This is a genomic window from Ectothiorhodospira lacustris, from assembly GCF_022227785.1.
Classification (GTDB): domain Bacteria; phylum Pseudomonadota; class Gammaproteobacteria; order Ectothiorhodospirales; family Ectothiorhodospiraceae; genus Ectothiorhodospira; species Ectothiorhodospira lacustris.
This window is the reverse complement of record NZ_JAJNQM010000031.1, coordinates 1-15,401: the sequence shown is the minus strand read 5'-3', so window position 1 is coordinate 15,401 and position 15,401 is coordinate 1. Positions and strand designations below refer to the sequence as shown.

Genomic DNA, 15,401 nt, shown 5'->3' with positions numbered 1-15,401 from the left:
GCACGCCCTGAACCTGAACTCAGGGAAGAAACTCCACCGCCACACCCTCCGGCAGGCGCCTGACCACCCTGGCATTGACCAGTGGCGGTGCTTCGCCGTCTCCCAGCTGTCCGCAGACCCTTACCTTCACTTCAGTCCCCTCGTCGGGGATCGTGCCCTCCGGGATCAGCAGCATGACCCCGCCGCCGCTGAGGTCGATGGTCTGCACGCGCCTGGGAGCCTCGTCCTCACAGTGAAGTTCCACCGTGATTTCCATGGGCACCCGCGGGTGTCTGCGCTGATCACTACTCATGGAAGGACGTCTCTTGCGTCTGCCGTCGTTGGAAAACTCATGCCCATAGGTTCTTATATCCGGATTATTGTTTATTAGCGATATTTACCAGCACAATTATATATTGCCCCTGAAATTGCCCAAGGCAGGAAGAACAACCCTCGGAGTGGTTGACATACATCAACCTTTAAATATCTAAAAAGACAAAGCATATAGCTTGATATCATTAAGAGGCAAGATGGGTCCAGGGGACGACCAAAACTACAAAAGGAGGATACTGAATTCCATGAAACATACCCTTTTACGCCATTCAAGCCGTGCCCTGTTGCTCGCCCTGGCCGGACTGGGCTTCACTCACACCGCGACCGCCGAGGTCTCGCGCGGCGCCCTCATGGCGACCACGTGCTATGCCTGTCACGGCACCGACGGCCGCAGTGCCGGCGCCATCCCCAGCATCTACGGCTACCCGCCGGAGATCATGATCGCGCAGATGAAGGCATTCCGGGACGGTACCCGACCCGCTACCGTCATGGACCGCCATGCCACCGGGTATACGGATGAGGAAATCAAGCTCATCGCCGAATATCTCAGCACCCTGCGCTAGGAGAGGCACAGCGACCATGGAACAGATGTCACGCAGAAATTTCCTCCGTGCCCTCGGCGCCGGCGGGGCCGCCACGGCCCTGGCGGCCTGCGGCACCCTGCCGGACGGCCGCAAGGGCAAGGCTCAAGTGGTGGTGATCGGCGGCGGCTCGGGGGGCGCCACGGCCGCCAAGTATCTGAAGCGATTCGAACCCGGCCTGAGGGTGGTGCTGATCGAGCCGAACGCACGCCATCACACCTGCTATGGCTCCAACTGGTATCTGGGCGGGCTGACCCGCATGGAAAACCTGGAACAGACCTACGGGGCGCTTCGCGACAGGCATGGCGTCGAGGTTATCCATGACACCGTAACGGCCATCGACCGGGACACCCACACCGTTCATATGGCCGGTGGAGAGCGACTGGGCTATCAGAAACTGGTGGTCTCACCGGGCATCGACTTCCGCTACGAGGCGGTGGAAGGCTACAGTGCGGCCGTGGCGGAAGAAATCCCCCACGCCTGGAAGGCCGGCCCCCAGACCGTAACCCTGCGCCGCCAGCTGGAGGCCATGCCGGACGGGGGCGTCTTCGTCATGGTGGCCCCGGGAAACCCCTTTCGTTGCCCGCCCGGCCCCTATGAGCGGGCCGGCATGGTGGCCCACTATTTCAAGCAGCACAAGCCGCGCTCCAAGATCATCATCCTGGATAACAAGGAGTCCTTCTCCAAGCAAGGTCTGTTCATGGACGGCTGGAAACAGCTTTACGGCGACATGATCGAATGGGTGCCCAGTTCCCAGGGAGGGCAGGTGGAACGGATTGATGCGGCCACCCGGACCGCTTATTCGGACGGGGGCCTCACCCGCTTCCGGGCGGACGTGCTGAACTTCATCCCACCCCAGATGGCAGGCAGTATCGCCAGGGAGGCCGGCCTGACCGCAGAAACCGGCTGGTGTCCGGTCAACCAGCTCAATTTCCAGTCGGAAATGGATCCGGACATCTTCGTGATCGGCGACGCCTGTATCGCGGGCCAGATGCCCAAGTCCGGCCATTCCGCCAACACCCAGGGGAAGACCGCCGCTGCCGCCATTGTCCGTGCCATGGCGAATCAGGACATGCTGGCCCTGTCCACGGTGAATACCTGTTACAGCCTGGTGGGACCGGAGTACGGCATCAGCATTGCCGCCGTCTACCGGTTCACGGATGGCACCATCACCGGTGTCCCCGGTTCCGGCGGCGTGAGTCCCGCGGATGCGGGTCCCAACTTCCGGCGCCAGGAGGCCCGCTACGCCCAGGGCTGGTACGACAGCATCACGTCGGATATCTGGGGGTAATACCCTGAGGCGGCATCCAGGTTGGCGGTGTGCCCCCCCGCCACCAACCTGGATTTTCAGGCATTCAGGTCCGGTATGAGGCGACTCTCCAGCCTTGCAATCACGTCCCGGAGCTGGAGCTTGCGTTTCTTCAGCCGGGTCAGGCGGATCTGATCCACGAACGGTCCCTCCGCCAGACGGTGGATCGCATCGTCCAGGGCACGATGCTCTTCCTTGAGTTCAGCCAGATGGCTGCGCAGCGGTTCCAGATCTTCTGTATTCAAACCGTTCTCTCCGGCAACACCTACCCGGGCATCATCCCAAAACCGGCATCGGGACGCCACGCTCATGAGACTCATCGCCCCAAGACAGCCGCAAAACAGCCCCCCGCATGCCTGAGCCAGATCTCGGCCCGCTCCGCTTCCACCGCCGGAGAAAACAGGTAGCCCTGGCCGGTGGTACAACCCAAGTCCAGCAGGAGGCCTACCTGCTCCGGGGTTTCCACACCCTCGGCCACCACGGATTTGTCCAACTCCCTCGCTATCGCGGTCACCGCCCTGACAATGCCCACGTGTCTGGGATCGCTGCTCAAACGGTGCACAAAGGATTTGTCGATCTTGACCACATCGAAGGGAAGATCCCGCAACTGACTCAAGGAAGAATAGCCGGTCCCAAAATCATCCATGCACAAATCAATCCCGGCATCTTTCAGGGCTTCCATGAGCGCCAGGGCCTGTGTCCCGCTCTCCATCACGGCACTCTCGGTGAGTTCCACTTTCAGACATCGTCCGGACAATCCATGGTGTTTCAATGCCTGCTGAATGACGGGCACGAGTTCAGGGTCGCGGAACTGCCTGCCGGAAACGTTGATATTGATGGGCAAGACGGCTTCACCGGGAGAGAGACCCAGGCGCTGCCATCGCGCAGCCTGCTCAATCGCCTGCTCCACAACCCACCGACCAATGGGAATGATGAGGCCGGTCTGCTCCGCCAGCGGGATGAAGTCGACCGGCGAAACCGGTCTACCCCCCAGCCTCGGCCATCGCAGCAGGGCCTCGAAACCCAGCAAACGCCCATCTCCCATGGAGACCAGCGGCTGGTAATGCAAGACAAATTCATGCCGCTCCAAAGCCCGCCGCATGGCGGTCTCCAGGGTCAGCCTCCGGACTGCACTGGCCCGCATGCTGCCACTGAAAAACATGCTGTTCCCGGGATTATGGATCTTGGCCTGATACATGGCCGTATCCGCATTTCGCAGCACATCATCCGCGCTCCGGTCCTCGGGGCTTCCCAGGGCAATGCCTACGCTGAAACTGACGAAGATTTCCTGATCACCGACGCTGACCGGTGTCTGCATGGCTGACTGCAGACGCGCAACCACCTGATGGACCTCATCCTCGGAGGTGATATCCTCCAACAACAGCACGAACTCGTCACCACCAAAGCGCGCCACCGAGTCTCCCGGACGCAGGCACATCTGCAACCGCTGCCCCGTCTGGATCAGCATCTGGTCACCGACGATATGCCCCAGGCTGTCATTGACCGTCTTGAAATTATCCAGATCCAGAAATAGTACGGCATAGCCACTGCCGGAACGCCTGAAACGGGAGATGGCGTGTTCCAGGCGATCTACGAACAGGGGGCGGTTAGGCAGCTGGGTCAGATGATCATGCAGTGCGTCATGACGCAGCTGTTCCTCAATCCGACGGCGCTCGGTCACATCGCTCATGGAACCGGCAATACGGTGGGTCCTGCCGGAGGCGTTGCGCACAGCGACCCCCCTGAAATGCATCCAGCGGTAGCCATTCGTCGCATGACGCATGCGATGCTCCGTTTCCAGCCAGGGGCTATGGCCTTCCAGGTGAGCATCCAGTTCCTGCTGCAATCTTTGTCGGTCATCCGGGTGCAGGCGCCCAAACCACTCGTCGGGTTGGGAAGTCATCTCGCCCGACTCACAGCCCAGCATGGTCTGCCAACGGGGGGAATAGAAGATTTCATTGGTTTCCAGATTCCAGTCCCAAATCCCATCCTTGGTACCGGCGGCCGCCAGGGCGTAGCGTTCCCGCTCAATGGACAGCTCCTGCACCTTCAGATCCAGGGAGTCTCTTTGTCGGCGAACATCGGCCTCCAACCGCTCCAGCCGATTCGCCAGCTTGAGCGTGGTGTGCTCCAGCAGGCTCAGCTCGTCCGGGAAAAACGGACGTACGGGACTCGCCAGCTCGTTCCGGACGGAATCAAAACGCCGTTCGGCCAGCAACGGCAACAGACGCGCCACACGGCGCAAGCGAATAAGCGGTGTTCGCGTCATTGCCACAACAACCATGGCAAAGAGCACCAGGCCAACCACACCCATGAACACATTCCGGCGCTGAGCGACGGCAATCTGTCGCCGGGCCAGCGTCACATCGCTGATCACCACGGCAAGAATCTGGTAGCCCGACTCGTCGTCGAGGAGAAGAAAAGGACTCAGCTCCAACTGCCAACGCCCCTCGAGCTGAAACAGCGTCACCTGCTCGGGGGTTAACGTCTCCAGTACACCCGAGTCCAGCAGCGGCTCCAGCCGATCACGGCTGGTGATCCCTATCACCTGCTGCTGCCCATCGTCCCCCTCCCGCCCTTCAAGAGCCAGCCTGAACACGGCCACGTCCAGGGCAGACAGTTCGTTAAAGGACACCACCAGGTGAGACATGGGGCGGGCCAGCACTACGGCCCCCACCGTCTGGCCATTGGCCAGGACCGGTGCTACGGCATAGCTCAGACAGAGTGAGTTGCAGTCGGTAAAGGTGCTGGGCGTTTCCGTCAACAACGCCTGATCCAGCGCAGACCAAAGACGTGGCGGCCATTCGTAACGGGCTTCCAGAATTTGCACCTCCACCAGGAATCGGCCATGGATATCGAGAAAACCCGCCCTGACCAGATCCGTATCCACCTGCAGACTGGCCCACTGAGGTGCAAACAACCGTCCAAGCTCCCCGGCATCCCCCTGTTTGAGGGCCTGCCGCAGCCCGGACAGGGAAGGAACGAGATGCGCCAGACCCAGCAGGTCTGCCTGGGATTGCTGCAGCAGTCCCTGCAGCTGCATGCGGGAACGCTGCTGTTCCATCGACCGCAATTCTTCATACTGGCCTTGCAGACTCTGGTGATTCAGCCATGCAAACCCGGTGAACAGCCCCGCGAGCAGCACACCCATCACCAGAAGCAGCTTCCACTTCAGACTCAAGACCCCACCATTCCTTCTGTCGGCCAGGAGATTCATACTCAGAAGGTGAAAGACGCCTGCAGGGCAAACAGATCCCAGCGCGCCTTGCCCCCGGCCTCGTCGAACACCGGATTATCGGCAAGCGGCGTCAGCGCCGTACCATGGACATGGTGCCATTCGGCCCGCAGCAACCACTGCGGCGTGATCCGCCAGCCCGTCCCCAGGGTCCACTGATGCTGATAGAAGCGATGGGGCGCCTGTGGGGCCAGGGACTCCGGCGCCAACGACTCCATGGATTGGCGATGACCTGCACGATCCGTGCGGTCGTTCCAGTGGGTGTCATAGCGCAAAAAGGCCTCCCAGCCGTTGCCCAGGCGATAGGTCCCCTGGATGTAATAACCCTGCTCGTAGCGGCCGGCATCGGGCACCGACGGGATAAAGCCACTGCGGCGGATACGGCGATGCACCGCCTCAGCCATGAGGCTGAAATCTTCCCAGTTCCATTCTGCACTCAGCACCAGGGCATCCACCGGCGCAAGCCCGCGCAGCAGGAAGTCCTGGGCGGCAGGCCGGTACTCGGTGCGCACCCGAGAATAGGTGGCTGCCAGCCTGAGCCGGCCGCCATCCTGCTCATAGAGCAGCCGAAGATTCTGCCCCGAGGTCAGCCGCAGATCTCCCGGCGCCGACACGGTGCGCAGAAAGGCCGCCTGAGTCTCGTCCTGCAGGGTGGTCGGTACGGCAAGGCCCACGTCCAGCTGCAGGGTGGATCGGGCCAGGAACCATTCCCCGTAAGCGGCCAAGCCATCCACACCGATGTAGAAGTCGCGGATACCCAGGCCTTCCACATAGATGGACTGGGGCAACAGGATGCCCGGACGGGTGGCGGCCACGTCCCGGGTCTCGTTATGGAAGCCGATGGGAATCTTGACCCGTCCCAGACGAAACCCGCCGTAGCCATCCAGCGAGGAGAGAAGGCGATAATCCAGAAAGGCATAGTCGACCCGGGGATCGCCGTCATACAATGCCCCGGCCCGGCGGCTGACCACCTGGGCCGCCAGGGACAGGGACGGCATGGGCGCGTGAAAGACATTCACACCCAACTCCGTCAGGTCAAAACTCCCTTGGGTACTGTCACCGTAATAATTGTTATCCGTGGAAGACAGATAGCCCTGACTGACGAAACCATGGATATTCAGCGGCCGGTCCGCGGCCTGCAGCGGCCAGGAACACACCATCGCCACGAATACGATGAACCACGGCACCACCTTCCGCCGGCCGGTCATGGATGACTCCCTTCAATGTTCAAAATCCGAATGCTTTCATGGGCCACCGGTTGACTCAGGTATCCGACGCCACCCACTGTATTGGCCACACGACGGTGCATTTCCGCTTCGGAATTCACGATCACGGGGCCTCTACTGGCACCGGAAAAGATACTCCGATTCCAGGCGGCCTCAAGCTGGTAGGGAAAGACACCCAGGACATCCTTGCTGAAACCGGTATGGACCGGGTCCCTTGGGTCCAGGACGAATACCGTGAGCTTATGCCCGTCCAGCACCTGTACGCGCAGACTGAAAATAGCCCGCACCGTGGCTACAGGCAGGGCATTCCGGGTGATGGAGTCATTAACCACGACAACTTGGGCACCGACAACGGCGCCGGGAAATAGAGCCGTGCCGACCCACAGAAGACACACCAGAGTGGCCAAACGCCGGCCGGAGGTACCCCATTTTCCAAACCTCCGATAGAAATCTTCCCTCATGCCCCTATCTACCCCACGGCGCCTACTTCCGCCACCCCATAATAAATATATGCGTACGCTCCATGAGCCTCAGCGGGTCACAATAGCCCGGGGTCACTGCCGCGTCCATACCGGAAATCCGGAGTATTGGCCCTGACGTCACTTCATTTGTGATATATCCAGGCGACACCGCCAAAGGCACACACCCTGATGGACAGATCCATGCCGGATATTGCCGATCCCCGCCATAACCATGCGGCCTGCATTGCCACGGCCCTTAAATCCGCAGAACACCTGTGTTCGGCACGAGGCGTCAGGCTGACGCCCTTACGACGCCAGGTGCTGGAACAGATCTGGCAAAGCCATGAGGCCATCAAGGCCTATGACCTGATCCATCAATTGAGTTCCGATGACCATACGGTGAAACCCCCCACCGTCTACCGGGTCCTGGAGTTCCTGCTGGCACAGGGCCTGATTCACCGCATTGAGAGCCTCAATGGCTATGTAGGTTGCACCAGCCCGGAACATGAGCATGACTGTCTGCTGCTCATCTGCCGGCGTTGCGGCGTGGTCACGGAGATGGAAAACACGACCATCAAGCAAACGCTGGAAGAACAGGCGCACCGACAGGGTTTCCAGCTGGAGCATCAGATCATGGAGGGGCGGGGGCTATGCGCCCATTGCCGGGAGCAGTGACAGACGCACACTACGGGCCGGAGAAACATAGGGTAAGTCCCCTGCCGTCCGTGGCTGGATTCCCGCTTACGCGGGAATGACTGAGGAACGCCAGCCGCACAGGCCCGATGGGCCCATGGATTCCCGCTTACGCGGGAATGACTGATTCGAAACATCCCCGGGTCACCACGCCACCCGTATCTACCAGTAGTTTTCCGTGGTGATGTGCCCGGGTTCACGACGCCGGTTCCTGATCATGCCACGCCCCTTGAGCACCTCGCTGGTATCCCGAACCATATCCGGATTGCCGCAGATCATCACCTGGGCGGCATCCGGCGTCAGCGGCAATCCCGTATGCCGCTCCAGCAGGCCCGACTCGATCGCAGCGGGGACGCGTCCGGGCAAGGCCCCCGGGGTCTCTTCACGACTGACGAAGGGCACGAATTGAAACTGTTCCCCACGGTCGCGAAACGCATCAATGGTGTCCTGATAAATCAGCTCTTCACGGGTCCTGACCGCATGCACCAGCACGATGCGCTGAAAACGCTGCCAGGGCGCCTCGGTCTTGAGGATGGACAGGTGGGGACCCAGCGCGGTCCCGGTGGCGAACATCCAGAGCACGTCACCATCGGGTACTTCTTCCAGGGTGTAAAATCCATTGGCCTTGGCCATGACATCCACGGCGTCTCCCGGAGACAGGGTGACCAGGTGATTGGTCAGGGGACCTTCCGGGACGGTAATGAAATAAAAATCCAGCGGGCGCTCATCCGGGGCATTCACGTAAGAGTAGGGACGCGCCACCCGCTCGCCGCCCACCATCACGGAAAGCCGGTTGAACTGGCCCGCCTTGAAGGGGTCCACGGGCGCCTCCACACGCAGGGAATAGAGTCGCTGCGTCCAGCGCTTGAGTTCCACCACTTCGCCACTGAGCCATCCTGCCATGGTTCCGCCCTTTAAAATTGTCCGGAGAATAGTCGCGGGATGATCCGGCCGCCGACGATATGCCTATCAGGCGCATTGATTGACAGCGACCGAACAACCCTCCAGGGGTGTTCTGGATAAGTCATTCCCGCGTAAGCGGGAACCCAGCCAAACCGTCTCTTGCTGTTCCGTCCGATGATCGTCATTCCCGCGCAAGCGGGAATCCAGTCACGGACTGGAAACCCTGGACTCCCGCCTTCGCGGGAGTGACGACAAGGAACCTTCGTGGAGTCGCGACAAGGAATCTTCGCAAGGTCACAACAAGGAACCTTCGTGGAGTCACAACAAGGGGCCTTCGCAAGGTCACAACAAGGAATCTTTGCGGGGTCACCCAAGGTGCTTTTCCAGAACTTACCCGGCACCATAAGGTGACGCCGCGGACAGGATTTTTCAACACCAGGGGAAGTACGCCTTTGTCCAACCGCCTGCACGGAGTGAAGCCATGCTCATCGACAGCCATTGCCATTTCGACGTCCCGGCCTTTGACGCGGACCGGGAAGCCTGCCGGCAACGCGCCCGGGAGGCAGGCGTACAGGCCATGATCATTCCGGCCATCACCCGCGCCGACTGGCCACGACTCAGGGCGGTGGCGACCTCCGCGTCCGGCCTCTATCCCGCCTATGGCCTGCACCCGGTCTACCTGGCTTCCCACCGGCCGGACGATATCCATGCCCTGGATCAGTGGCTGCAGCGGGAACCGGCCGTGGCGGTCGGTGAGTGCGGCCTGGATTTTTTTGCCGAGGGATTGGATGAAAAGACGCAGCAGGCCTGTTTCAGGGCCCAGTTGGACCTGGCACTGACCCATGACTTGCCCGTGATCATCCACGCCCGGCGGGCCGTGGACCAGGTCACCCAGGCCCTGAGGCAACGACCGGGACTAAGGGGTGTCGTACATAGCTTTTCCGGCAGCCGACAACAGGCGGAAAAACTGCTGGACCTGGGGTTTTTACTGGGGCTCGGCGGCCCCCTCACCTACCCCCGGGCACAGCGTCTGCGCGCGCTGGCGGCCTGGCTGCCGGCCCAGGCCCTGCTGGTGGAAAGCGACGCCCCCGACCAGCCGGGGCAGACCCACCGGGGCCAGCGCAATGAACCCGCCTGGCTGCCTGAGGTGGTCCAGACCCTTGCCACACTGAGGAATGAGCCCCCGGAAGAGATCGCCCGGATCACCCGTGACAACGCCATCCAGCTGTTTCGCCTGGACAGGCTGAACCACATCCCCGATGATCCACCCCTGATTCACCAGCCGCAGACAACACCTTGAACCACCGGAATCCGCTCCACGAACGCACCGAACTGCTGATCGGCCCGGAAGGCCTGGAACAGTTTGCCCGCCGCCATGTCTTCATCGCCGGCCTGGGCGGGGTCGGCGGCAGCGCCGCGGAAGCCATTGCCCGGGCAGGCATCGGGCGCATCACCCTGCTGGATCACGATCGGGTCGGACCCTCCAACATGAATCGCCAACTGGTGGCCCTGCATTCCACCCTGGGCCAGTCCAAGGCGGAAGTGATGGCGGCACGGATCCGGGACATCAATCCCGCCCTCACGGTCACGGTACTGGGGGATTTTCTGACACCGGACAACGTGCATGCCCTGTTGCCGGTGGACGTGGACTACGTGCTGGACTGCATCGATTCCATCGCCTGCAAGGCCGCCCTGGTGCATGTCTGTCAGCAACGGGGGGTACCGATTATCTCCAGCATGGGGGCGGGCGGACGCCTGGACCCGACGGCAGTACGCATCGGTCCGCTGGGAGGGACCGACAAGTGCCCCCTGGCCCGGGAGATGCGAAAACGGCTGCGCCGCCTGGGCGCACACCTGGATTATCCCGTGGTTCATTCCACCGAAACCGCCATCAAAGGTACCGAACATCGTCCCATCGAAGGCCCCGTCAGTGGTCGTGCCCGGGCGGTCAACGGCACCATTTCCTATATGCCCGGGCTGTTCGGACTGATGTTGGCCGGCCATGTCATCCAGAACCTGATACCGGCACGTCAGCAAGGGGCTTAACGCCCCATCGTGGTTTTACACTATAGTCAGGATAAGCATTACCCGGAACCCGCCCCCGGCAAAAGAAATGATGTGTGGTTGGTCGCTCCGACTTGTTGCAAGGGACACGATGCAAGCCCCCCAATCCCCAGAGGCCAGGCGCCCGGATGCGGCTCGGCTGGCGCAGCGTCTGAATCAGTTGCTGGATCACGCGCCCTCGCCGCTGTTTGCCGTGGATGAGTTGGGGCTGATCACTTACGTGAATCAGGCGGCCCTGAACCTGCTGGGTTTCTCCCGCCCTGCCCTGCTGGCCCAGTCGGCCCACGCCCTGCTGATGAAGGCCGCCGAAGACGGCACTCCCGCCGCCTGGGAAGACTCCCCCATCCGGCAGGTGTTGCGTGACGGGCGGCCCGTGGAACGGCTGGAAACCGTCCTCTGGCGCAAGGATCGCCATCCCCAGCCCGTTCACCTCTCCATCACCCCGCTGCGGCAGGGCACCGGCATCAGCGGTGCCGTCGTCAACTTCAGCGATGCCACCGAATTCCGCTCGCTGATCACCCAGCTGAATTACCAAGCCGGCCATGACCCACTGACCGGACTGCTGAACCGCCGTGAACTGATGTTCCGGCTGGAGCGCGCCATCCACGACGCCAGAAAAAACGAGCACCAGCATGCCCTGATCTACCTGGATCTGGATCAATTCCGGGTCATCAATGACACCAGCGGCCACGAGGCAGGCGATGAACTGCTGCGCCGGATCGGTAACCTGCTCAGTGAGCACATGCTTCTTGGCGACTCCCTGGCCCGCCTGGGCGGGGATGAATTCGCGCTGCTGATGCAGACACTCCCCCTGGAGCAGGCGATGACCCGGGCGGAGACCCTGCGTGAATCCCTGCAGAGCTTCACGTTTCGCTGGGAAAATCGCGATTTCAGCGTGAGCGCTAGCCTCGGTGTCGTACCCGTCACCCCCGGAAGCACCAGCGGTATCGCCCTGATGGCGGCAGCGGATACCGCCTGCAATGCCGCCAAGGACAAGGGGCGCAACCGGGTCAGCGTTTTCAAGCAGAATGACACCGGACTGCTCAGGCTCCAGGGAGAAATGCAGTGGGTCAACCGGATTCAGTCCGCCATCAAGGAGTCGAGGCTGATCCTGTTCGCCCAGCCCATCCGCCCCTTGTCGGAAGGGGAAGACAAGGGCACCCACTTCGAGGTCCTGGTTCGCATGCAGGAAGACCACGGCAGACTCATCAATCCCGGGGACTTCCTGCCGGCGGCGGAACGCTACAATCTGTCCACTGCCATTGACCGCCATGTCATCCGGCAATGCCTGGCCTGGCTGGCGGACCAGTACTCTCTGCTGAGCCTGCTGGATGCCTGCGCCATCAACCTGTCGGGACACTCGGTGGGAGACGCCACCTTCCTCGGCTTTGTACTGGGGGTCCTGGAGCACACCAATATCCCACCCGAAAAACTCTGCTTCGAAGTGACGGAAACCGTCGCCATTGCCAACCTGGACAACGCCAATCACCTGTTTTCAAGCCTGAGTCGACTGGGCTGCAGTTTCTCGCTGGATGATTTCGGCAGCGGCATGTCGTCCTTCGGTTATCTTCGCACCCTGCCGGTAAAGTATCTGAAGATCGACGGCATTTTCGTGCGCGATGTGGTTCAGGATGCCACCGACCGGGCCCTGGTGAATTCCATCAACGATATCGCCCATCTCATGGGCAAGCAGACCATCGCCGAATACGTGGAATCGGAGGCCATCCTGAAGATCCTGCGGGAGATCGGCGTGGACCACGTGCAGGGCCATTTCATCGGCAAGCCAAGACCGCTGGAGTCGGTGGTGCTGGGACGCTGACCCTCCGCCCTACTCCCTGCGCAAGACCCGATCCACCAGGGCGTCCACTGCCCGCCGAGGCCGGAAGCCCTTTTTCAAGGCCCGGCGGTCATACCGGGTATCCACCCATTCCAGCAGGGTCATGGGTGAGTCCGCCGTATCCAGAAGATAGGCCTCGAAGAAATGATCCAGCAGACCGGTCTTGGCCCAGCGGTAATGGAAATAGGGCCACAGGCGCAGTTGTCGTGTCTGCGCCAGGGGGACCCCCTCCATCCAGTGCAGGTAGAGGGTACTCATGAGCCCCGCCCGGTCGGCCCCGGACTTGCAGTGAAACCAGACGGGATAGGTGATGCGCTGCAGCAGGTCATGGGCCTCGTGAATCGCCTCCGGAGCCGGCAGATCCCTGGAGTAGAGCTTCAGATGATGCAGCGCCACCCCCAGACATGCACAGGCGTCCGTTTCCAGGGCCAGCATGGGATTGTCCGGCTCATCCCCGCGCAGGTTCACCACGGTGCGGATGCCGTGGCGGGGGATGCGCTGGTACAGATGTCGCGGCGACGGCTGCCCTGAGCGCCAGGCCTGCCCGGAAATCCGGTGAAAGTTGGACAGGCCGTACTCCCTCACCCAGCCGTCATCCAGCCACAGGGCCTGCAGATAGGCTCGACGTCGCCCGGACTGCGTGCTCAGGTCCCAGCGGGGGACCTTACTCATGGGCGCGCCCCGCACCCGGCTCGGGCAATCCGCACAACACCGCCGTGCGAGCCTCGATCCAGGTCTGGACATCCCGCATGATGGCCTCGGGCTTTCTACCCTCGGTGGGGATGGGCGGCCCGATCTCCACCTGAATGGTCCCCGGGTACTTGATGAAGCTGTTACGGGGCCAGAACAGGCCCGCGTTGTGGGCCACCGGGATCACCGGCCGACCGCTGCGGGCCGCCAGCACCGCACCGCCCACCTTGTAACGCCCCTGGTGGCCGGGCGGTGTACGCGTTCCCTCCGGAAACAGGACCACCCACAGCCCCCGGTCGAGACGATCCAGACCCTGCACCACCAGTTGCTCCATGGCCTTGCGGCCGGCGGACCGGTCCAGGGCGATGGGCTCCAGCATGCTGATGGCCCAGCCGAAGAAGGGGACACGCAACAGTTCCTGCTTGAGCACCCACACCTGGGGCGGGGTGAATTGCTGCAGGGCCAGAGTCTCCCAGGCCGACTGGTGCTTGCACATCAGCACCCGGGCCTCGCCGGCCAGGTACTCGGTGCCGGTCACGGTATAACGCAGATCACAGGTCAGCGTCAGCCACCACAGATTGAAACGGGTCCACTGGGACAGCACCCGGAAGCGCCCGTGCCACCCCAGCGGCAGCATCAGGGGACTGAGCAGGGCGAACAGGACCGTGGACAGCGCCAGGCCGATCCAGAACAGGCCCGCCCGTAGATAAAGCAGCGGTTTGGAAGGTGTGTGTTCAGTCATGGACATGATCCGTTTCAGCCAACAGGTGATCCACCGCCGCCGCCAGATCCGCAAATACCGGCGTCTGTGCCGGTACACGCCCCTCGGACAGGGCGCGACGGCCATTGCCGGTCCGCACCAGGATGGGCCTGCAGCCGGCGGCGGCGGCGGCCTGCAGGTCGCGAGCTGAATCCCCGATGGCGGGCACGCCGCTCAGGGACACCCGGAAGGCCCGGCCGATGCGCTCGAACAGACCCGGCAGGGGCTTGCGACAATCGCAGCCCTCGTCCGGACCGTGGGGGCAGTAGAAGATCCCGTCGATGCGCCCCCCCAGGGGGGCCAGGGCCTCTTCCATGCGCTGATGAATGGCCCGCAGGGTGGGCAGATCGAACAGGCCTCGGGCCAGGCCCGACTGGTTGGTGGCCACCGCCACGCACCAGCCGGCCCGGGTCAGGCGGGCGATGGCCTCCAGGCTGCCGGGCAGCGGCACCCACTCCGCCGGCGACTTGATGTAGTCGGGGGAATCCCGGTTGATAACCCCGTCCCGGTCCAGAATGATGAGCTTCATGGTAGCCGTGACAGGTCCGCCACCCGCAGGAACAACCCGGCCAGGCGATTGAGCAGCGCCACCCGGTTATCCCGCAGGGCCGGGTCCTCCACCATCACCATCACCTGGTCGAAGAAGGCATCCACGGGGCCGCGCAGGGCCGCCAGCCGGGTCAGGCCTTCGGTGTACTCGCCCGCATCCAGATGGGCGGCCACCGCCTCCCGCAATCCTTCCAGGTGGCGGTGCAGGTCCTGCTCCGCCGGCTCCGTCAGCAGGGCGGTCTCCACCCGGTCCGGCAGGCCGCCTTCCACCTTGCGCAGGATGTTGTGAATGCGCTTGTGGGCCGCCGCCAGGGCCTCGGCCTCCGGCAGGCCCAGGAAGTGCTCCACCGCCCGTACCCGCCGGTCAAAATCCAGGGGTCGGGTGGGACGCACCGCCAGCACCGCCTCGAACACCTCGGGACGGATGCCCCGGTCCAGGTAATAGGCCCGCAGGCGTTCCATCACGTACTCCAGCACCTGGGGCACGGCCGGGGCGGCGGGCACCCGGCCCTCGTAGCCTGTCGCGGCCTGCTGCAGCAGGGTCTCCAGATCCAGGGGCAACTCCAGTTCCACCAGGATGCGCAGCACCCCCAGGGCGGCGCGGCGCAGGCCGAAGGGGTCCTTGGCGCCGGTGGGCTTCTGGCCGATGGCAAAAATCCCCACCAGGGTGTCCAGGCGGTCCGCCAGGGCCAGCACCCGGCCCACCGGGCCGGTCGGCAGGGCATCTCCTGCATGACGGGGCAGGTACTGCTGTTCCAGGGCCGCGGCCACGGCCTCCGGC

16 protein-coding genes are annotated in these 15,401 nt (G+C 62.7%); 7 read left to right on the top strand and 9 right to left on the bottom strand.

Going from position 1 to position 15,401, the window contains the following annotated elements; genetic code table 11:
* Nucleotides 1-19 precede the first annotated feature (19 nt).
* Nucleotides 20-292, bottom strand: coding sequence for a PilZ domain-containing protein (locus LQ952_RS07795; protein WP_238622098.1), 273 nt, complete (start codon nucleotides 290-292; stop codon nucleotides 20-22).
* 265 nt (nucleotides 293-557) lie between these two features.
* Here LQ952_RS07795 and LQ952_RS07790 point away from each other — a divergent pair, with 265 nt between their 5' ends.
* Together LQ952_RS07790 and LQ952_RS07785 are read left to right on the top strand one after the other, a co-directional pair.
* Nucleotides 558-875 (top strand): c-type cytochrome, encoded by a 318-nt coding sequence (locus LQ952_RS07790; protein WP_238622097.1) that lies wholly within the window; start codon nucleotides 558-560, stop codon nucleotides 873-875.
* Nucleotides 876-891: 16 nt separating this feature from the next.
* A complete protein-coding gene (locus LQ952_RS07785) occupies nucleotides 892-2,184 on the top strand; it encodes an NAD(P)/FAD-dependent oxidoreductase (RefSeq protein WP_238622096.1) in 1,293 nt (430 codons plus the stop codon).
* Between the two features lie 56 nt (nucleotides 2,185-2,240).
* Here the strand turns inward: LQ952_RS07785 and LQ952_RS07780 are convergent, their stop codons facing one another.
* Genes LQ952_RS07780 through LQ952_RS07770 form a run of 3 tightly spaced genes read right to left on the bottom strand, consistent with a single transcriptional unit; the run spans nucleotide 2,241 to nucleotide 6,645 of the window.
* Complete coding sequence (locus LQ952_RS07780; RefSeq protein ID WP_430733390.1) at nucleotides 2,241-2,513, bottom strand: YdcH family protein; 273 nt, start codon at nucleotides 2,511-2,513, stop codon at nucleotides 2,241-2,243.
* A 5-nt stretch (nucleotides 2,514-2,518) separates the two neighbouring features.
* Nucleotides 2,519-5,383, bottom strand: coding sequence for a bifunctional diguanylate cyclase/phosphodiesterase (locus tag LQ952_RS07775; RefSeq protein ID WP_238622094.1), 2,865 nt, complete (start codon nucleotides 5,381-5,383; stop codon nucleotides 2,519-2,521).
* A 38-nt stretch (nucleotides 5,384-5,421) separates the two neighbouring features.
* Complete coding sequence (locus LQ952_RS07770; protein ID WP_238622093.1) at nucleotides 5,422-6,645, bottom strand: hypothetical protein; 1,224 nt, start codon at nucleotides 6,643-6,645, stop codon at nucleotides 5,422-5,424.
* Nucleotides 6,646-6,647: 2 nt separating this feature from the next.
* Between LQ952_RS07770 and LQ952_RS07765 the strand changes: the two genes are divergently transcribed.
* Both LQ952_RS07765 and LQ952_RS07760 read left to right on the top strand, forming a co-directional pair.
* Nucleotides 6,648-7,031 carry a hypothetical protein gene (locus LQ952_RS07765; protein WP_238622092.1) on the top strand — a complete coding sequence of 128 codons (384 nt, stop codon included), beginning with the start codon at nucleotides 6,648-6,650 and terminating at the stop codon, nucleotides 7,029-7,031.
* Between the two features lie 282 nt (nucleotides 7,032-7,313).
* Nucleotides 7,314-7,799, top strand: a complete 486-nt coding sequence (locus tag LQ952_RS07760) for a transcriptional repressor (RefSeq protein WP_238622091.1) — start codon at nucleotides 7,314-7,316, stop codon at nucleotides 7,797-7,799.
* 180 nt (nucleotides 7,800-7,979) lie between these two features.
* On the opposite strand, the gene LQ952_RS07755 is transcribed toward LQ952_RS07760, so the two are convergent.
* The gene (locus tag LQ952_RS07755; protein ID WP_238622090.1) at nucleotides 7,980-8,720 is read right to left on the bottom strand and encodes a ferredoxin--NADP reductase; all 741 of its coding nucleotides are present in this window, start codon (nucleotides 8,718-8,720) and stop codon (nucleotides 7,980-7,982) included.
* 481 nt (nucleotides 8,721-9,201) lie between these two features.
* On the opposite strand from LQ952_RS07755, the gene LQ952_RS07750 reads away from it, so the two are divergent.
* The 3 genes from LQ952_RS07750 to LQ952_RS07740 all read left to right on the top strand — a co-directional run bounded on the left by LQ952_RS07750 (nucleotide 9,202) and on the right by LQ952_RS07740 (nucleotide 12,603).
* On the top strand, nucleotides 9,202-10,020 hold the full coding sequence (locus LQ952_RS07750; protein ID WP_238622089.1) for a TatD family hydrolase: 819 nt from the start codon (nucleotides 9,202-9,204) through the stop codon (nucleotides 10,018-10,020).
* Entirely contained in the window at nucleotides 10,017-10,766 is a 750-nt protein-coding gene (locus LQ952_RS07745) for a tRNA threonylcarbamoyladenosine dehydratase (protein WP_238622088.1), read from the top strand. Before LQ952_RS07750 ends, LQ952_RS07745 begins: the two co-directional genes overlap by 4 nt.
* Nucleotides 10,767-10,875: 109 nt before the next feature.
* The gene (locus LQ952_RS07740) at nucleotides 10,876-12,603 is read left to right on the top strand and encodes an EAL domain-containing protein (protein WP_238622087.1); all 1,728 of its coding nucleotides are present in this window, start codon (nucleotides 10,876-10,878) and stop codon (nucleotides 12,601-12,603) included.
* Nucleotides 12,604-12,612: 9 nt separating this feature from the next.
* On the opposite strand, the gene LQ952_RS07735 is transcribed toward LQ952_RS07740, so the two are convergent.
* From LQ952_RS07735 to LQ952_RS07720, 4 genes are all read right to left on the bottom strand, one after another.
* Nucleotides 12,613-13,293 carry a protein tyrosine phosphatase family protein gene (locus tag LQ952_RS07735; RefSeq protein ID WP_238622086.1) on the bottom strand — a complete coding sequence of 227 codons (681 nt, stop codon included), beginning with the start codon at nucleotides 13,291-13,293 and terminating at the stop codon, nucleotides 12,613-12,615.
* Nucleotides 13,286-14,053 (bottom strand): lysophospholipid acyltransferase family protein, encoded by a 768-nt coding sequence (locus LQ952_RS07730; protein WP_238622085.1) that lies wholly within the window; start codon nucleotides 14,051-14,053, stop codon nucleotides 13,286-13,288. Before LQ952_RS07730 ends, LQ952_RS07735 begins: the two co-directional genes overlap by 8 nt.
* Entirely contained in the window at nucleotides 14,046-14,600 is a 555-nt protein-coding gene (gmhB, locus tag LQ952_RS07725) for a D-glycero-beta-D-manno-heptose 1,7-bisphosphate 7-phosphatase (RefSeq protein ID WP_238622084.1), read from the bottom strand. The genes LQ952_RS07730 and gmhB overlap by 8 nt, the downstream gene beginning before the upstream one ends.
* Nucleotides 14,597-15,401: glycine--tRNA ligase subunit beta (locus LQ952_RS07720; RefSeq protein WP_238622083.1), on the bottom strand; the 805-nt coding region annotated here is incomplete at its 5' end. The genes LQ952_RS07720 and gmhB, both read right to left, overlap by 4 nt.

Bases quoted from the DNA above. Each gene is read 5' to 3' on its own strand.
- LQ952_RS07770 (WP_238622093.1), bottom strand. From the start codon at position 6,645: ATGACCGGCCGGCGGAAGGTGGTGCCGTGGTTCATCGTATTCGTGGCG.
- LQ952_RS07750 (WP_238622089.1), top strand. From the start codon at position 9,202: ATGCTCATCGACAGCCATTGCCATTTCGACGTCCCGGCCTTTGACGCG.
- LQ952_RS07765 (WP_238622092.1), top strand. From the start codon at position 6,648: ATGACTCCCTTCAATGTTCAAAATCCGAATGCTTTCATGGGCCACCGG.
- LQ952_RS07780 (WP_430733390.1), bottom strand. From the start codon at position 2,513: ATGAGCGTGGCGTCCCGATGCCGGTTTTGGGATGATGCCCGGGTAGGT.
- LQ952_RS07795 (WP_238622098.1), bottom strand. From the start codon at position 292: ATGAGTAGTGATCAGCGCAGACACCCGCGGGTGCCCATGGAAATCACG.
- LQ952_RS07735 (WP_238622086.1), bottom strand. From the start codon at position 13,293: ATGAGTAAGGTCCCCCGCTGGGACCTGAGCACGCAGTCCGGGCGACGT.
- LQ952_RS07755 (WP_238622090.1), bottom strand. From the start codon at position 8,720: ATGGCAGGATGGCTCAGTGGCGAAGTGGTGGAACTCAAGCGCTGGACG.
- LQ952_RS07785 (WP_238622096.1), top strand. From the start codon at position 892: ATGGAACAGATGTCACGCAGAAATTTCCTCCGTGCCCTCGGCGCCGGC.
- LQ952_RS07790 (WP_238622097.1), top strand. From the start codon at position 558: ATGAAACATACCCTTTTACGCCATTCAAGCCGTGCCCTGTTGCTCGCC.
- gmhB (WP_238622084.1), bottom strand. From the start codon at position 14,600: ATGAAGCTCATCATTCTGGACCGGGACGGGGTTATCAACCGGGATTCC.
- LQ952_RS07760 (WP_238622091.1), top strand. From the start codon at position 7,314: ATGGACAGATCCATGCCGGATATTGCCGATCCCCGCCATAACCATGCG.
- LQ952_RS07730 (WP_238622085.1), bottom strand. From the start codon at position 14,053: ATGACTGAACACACACCTTCCAAACCGCTGCTTTATCTACGGGCGGGC.
- LQ952_RS07740 (WP_238622087.1), top strand. From the start codon at position 10,876: ATGCAAGCCCCCCAATCCCCAGAGGCCAGGCGCCCGGATGCGGCTCGG.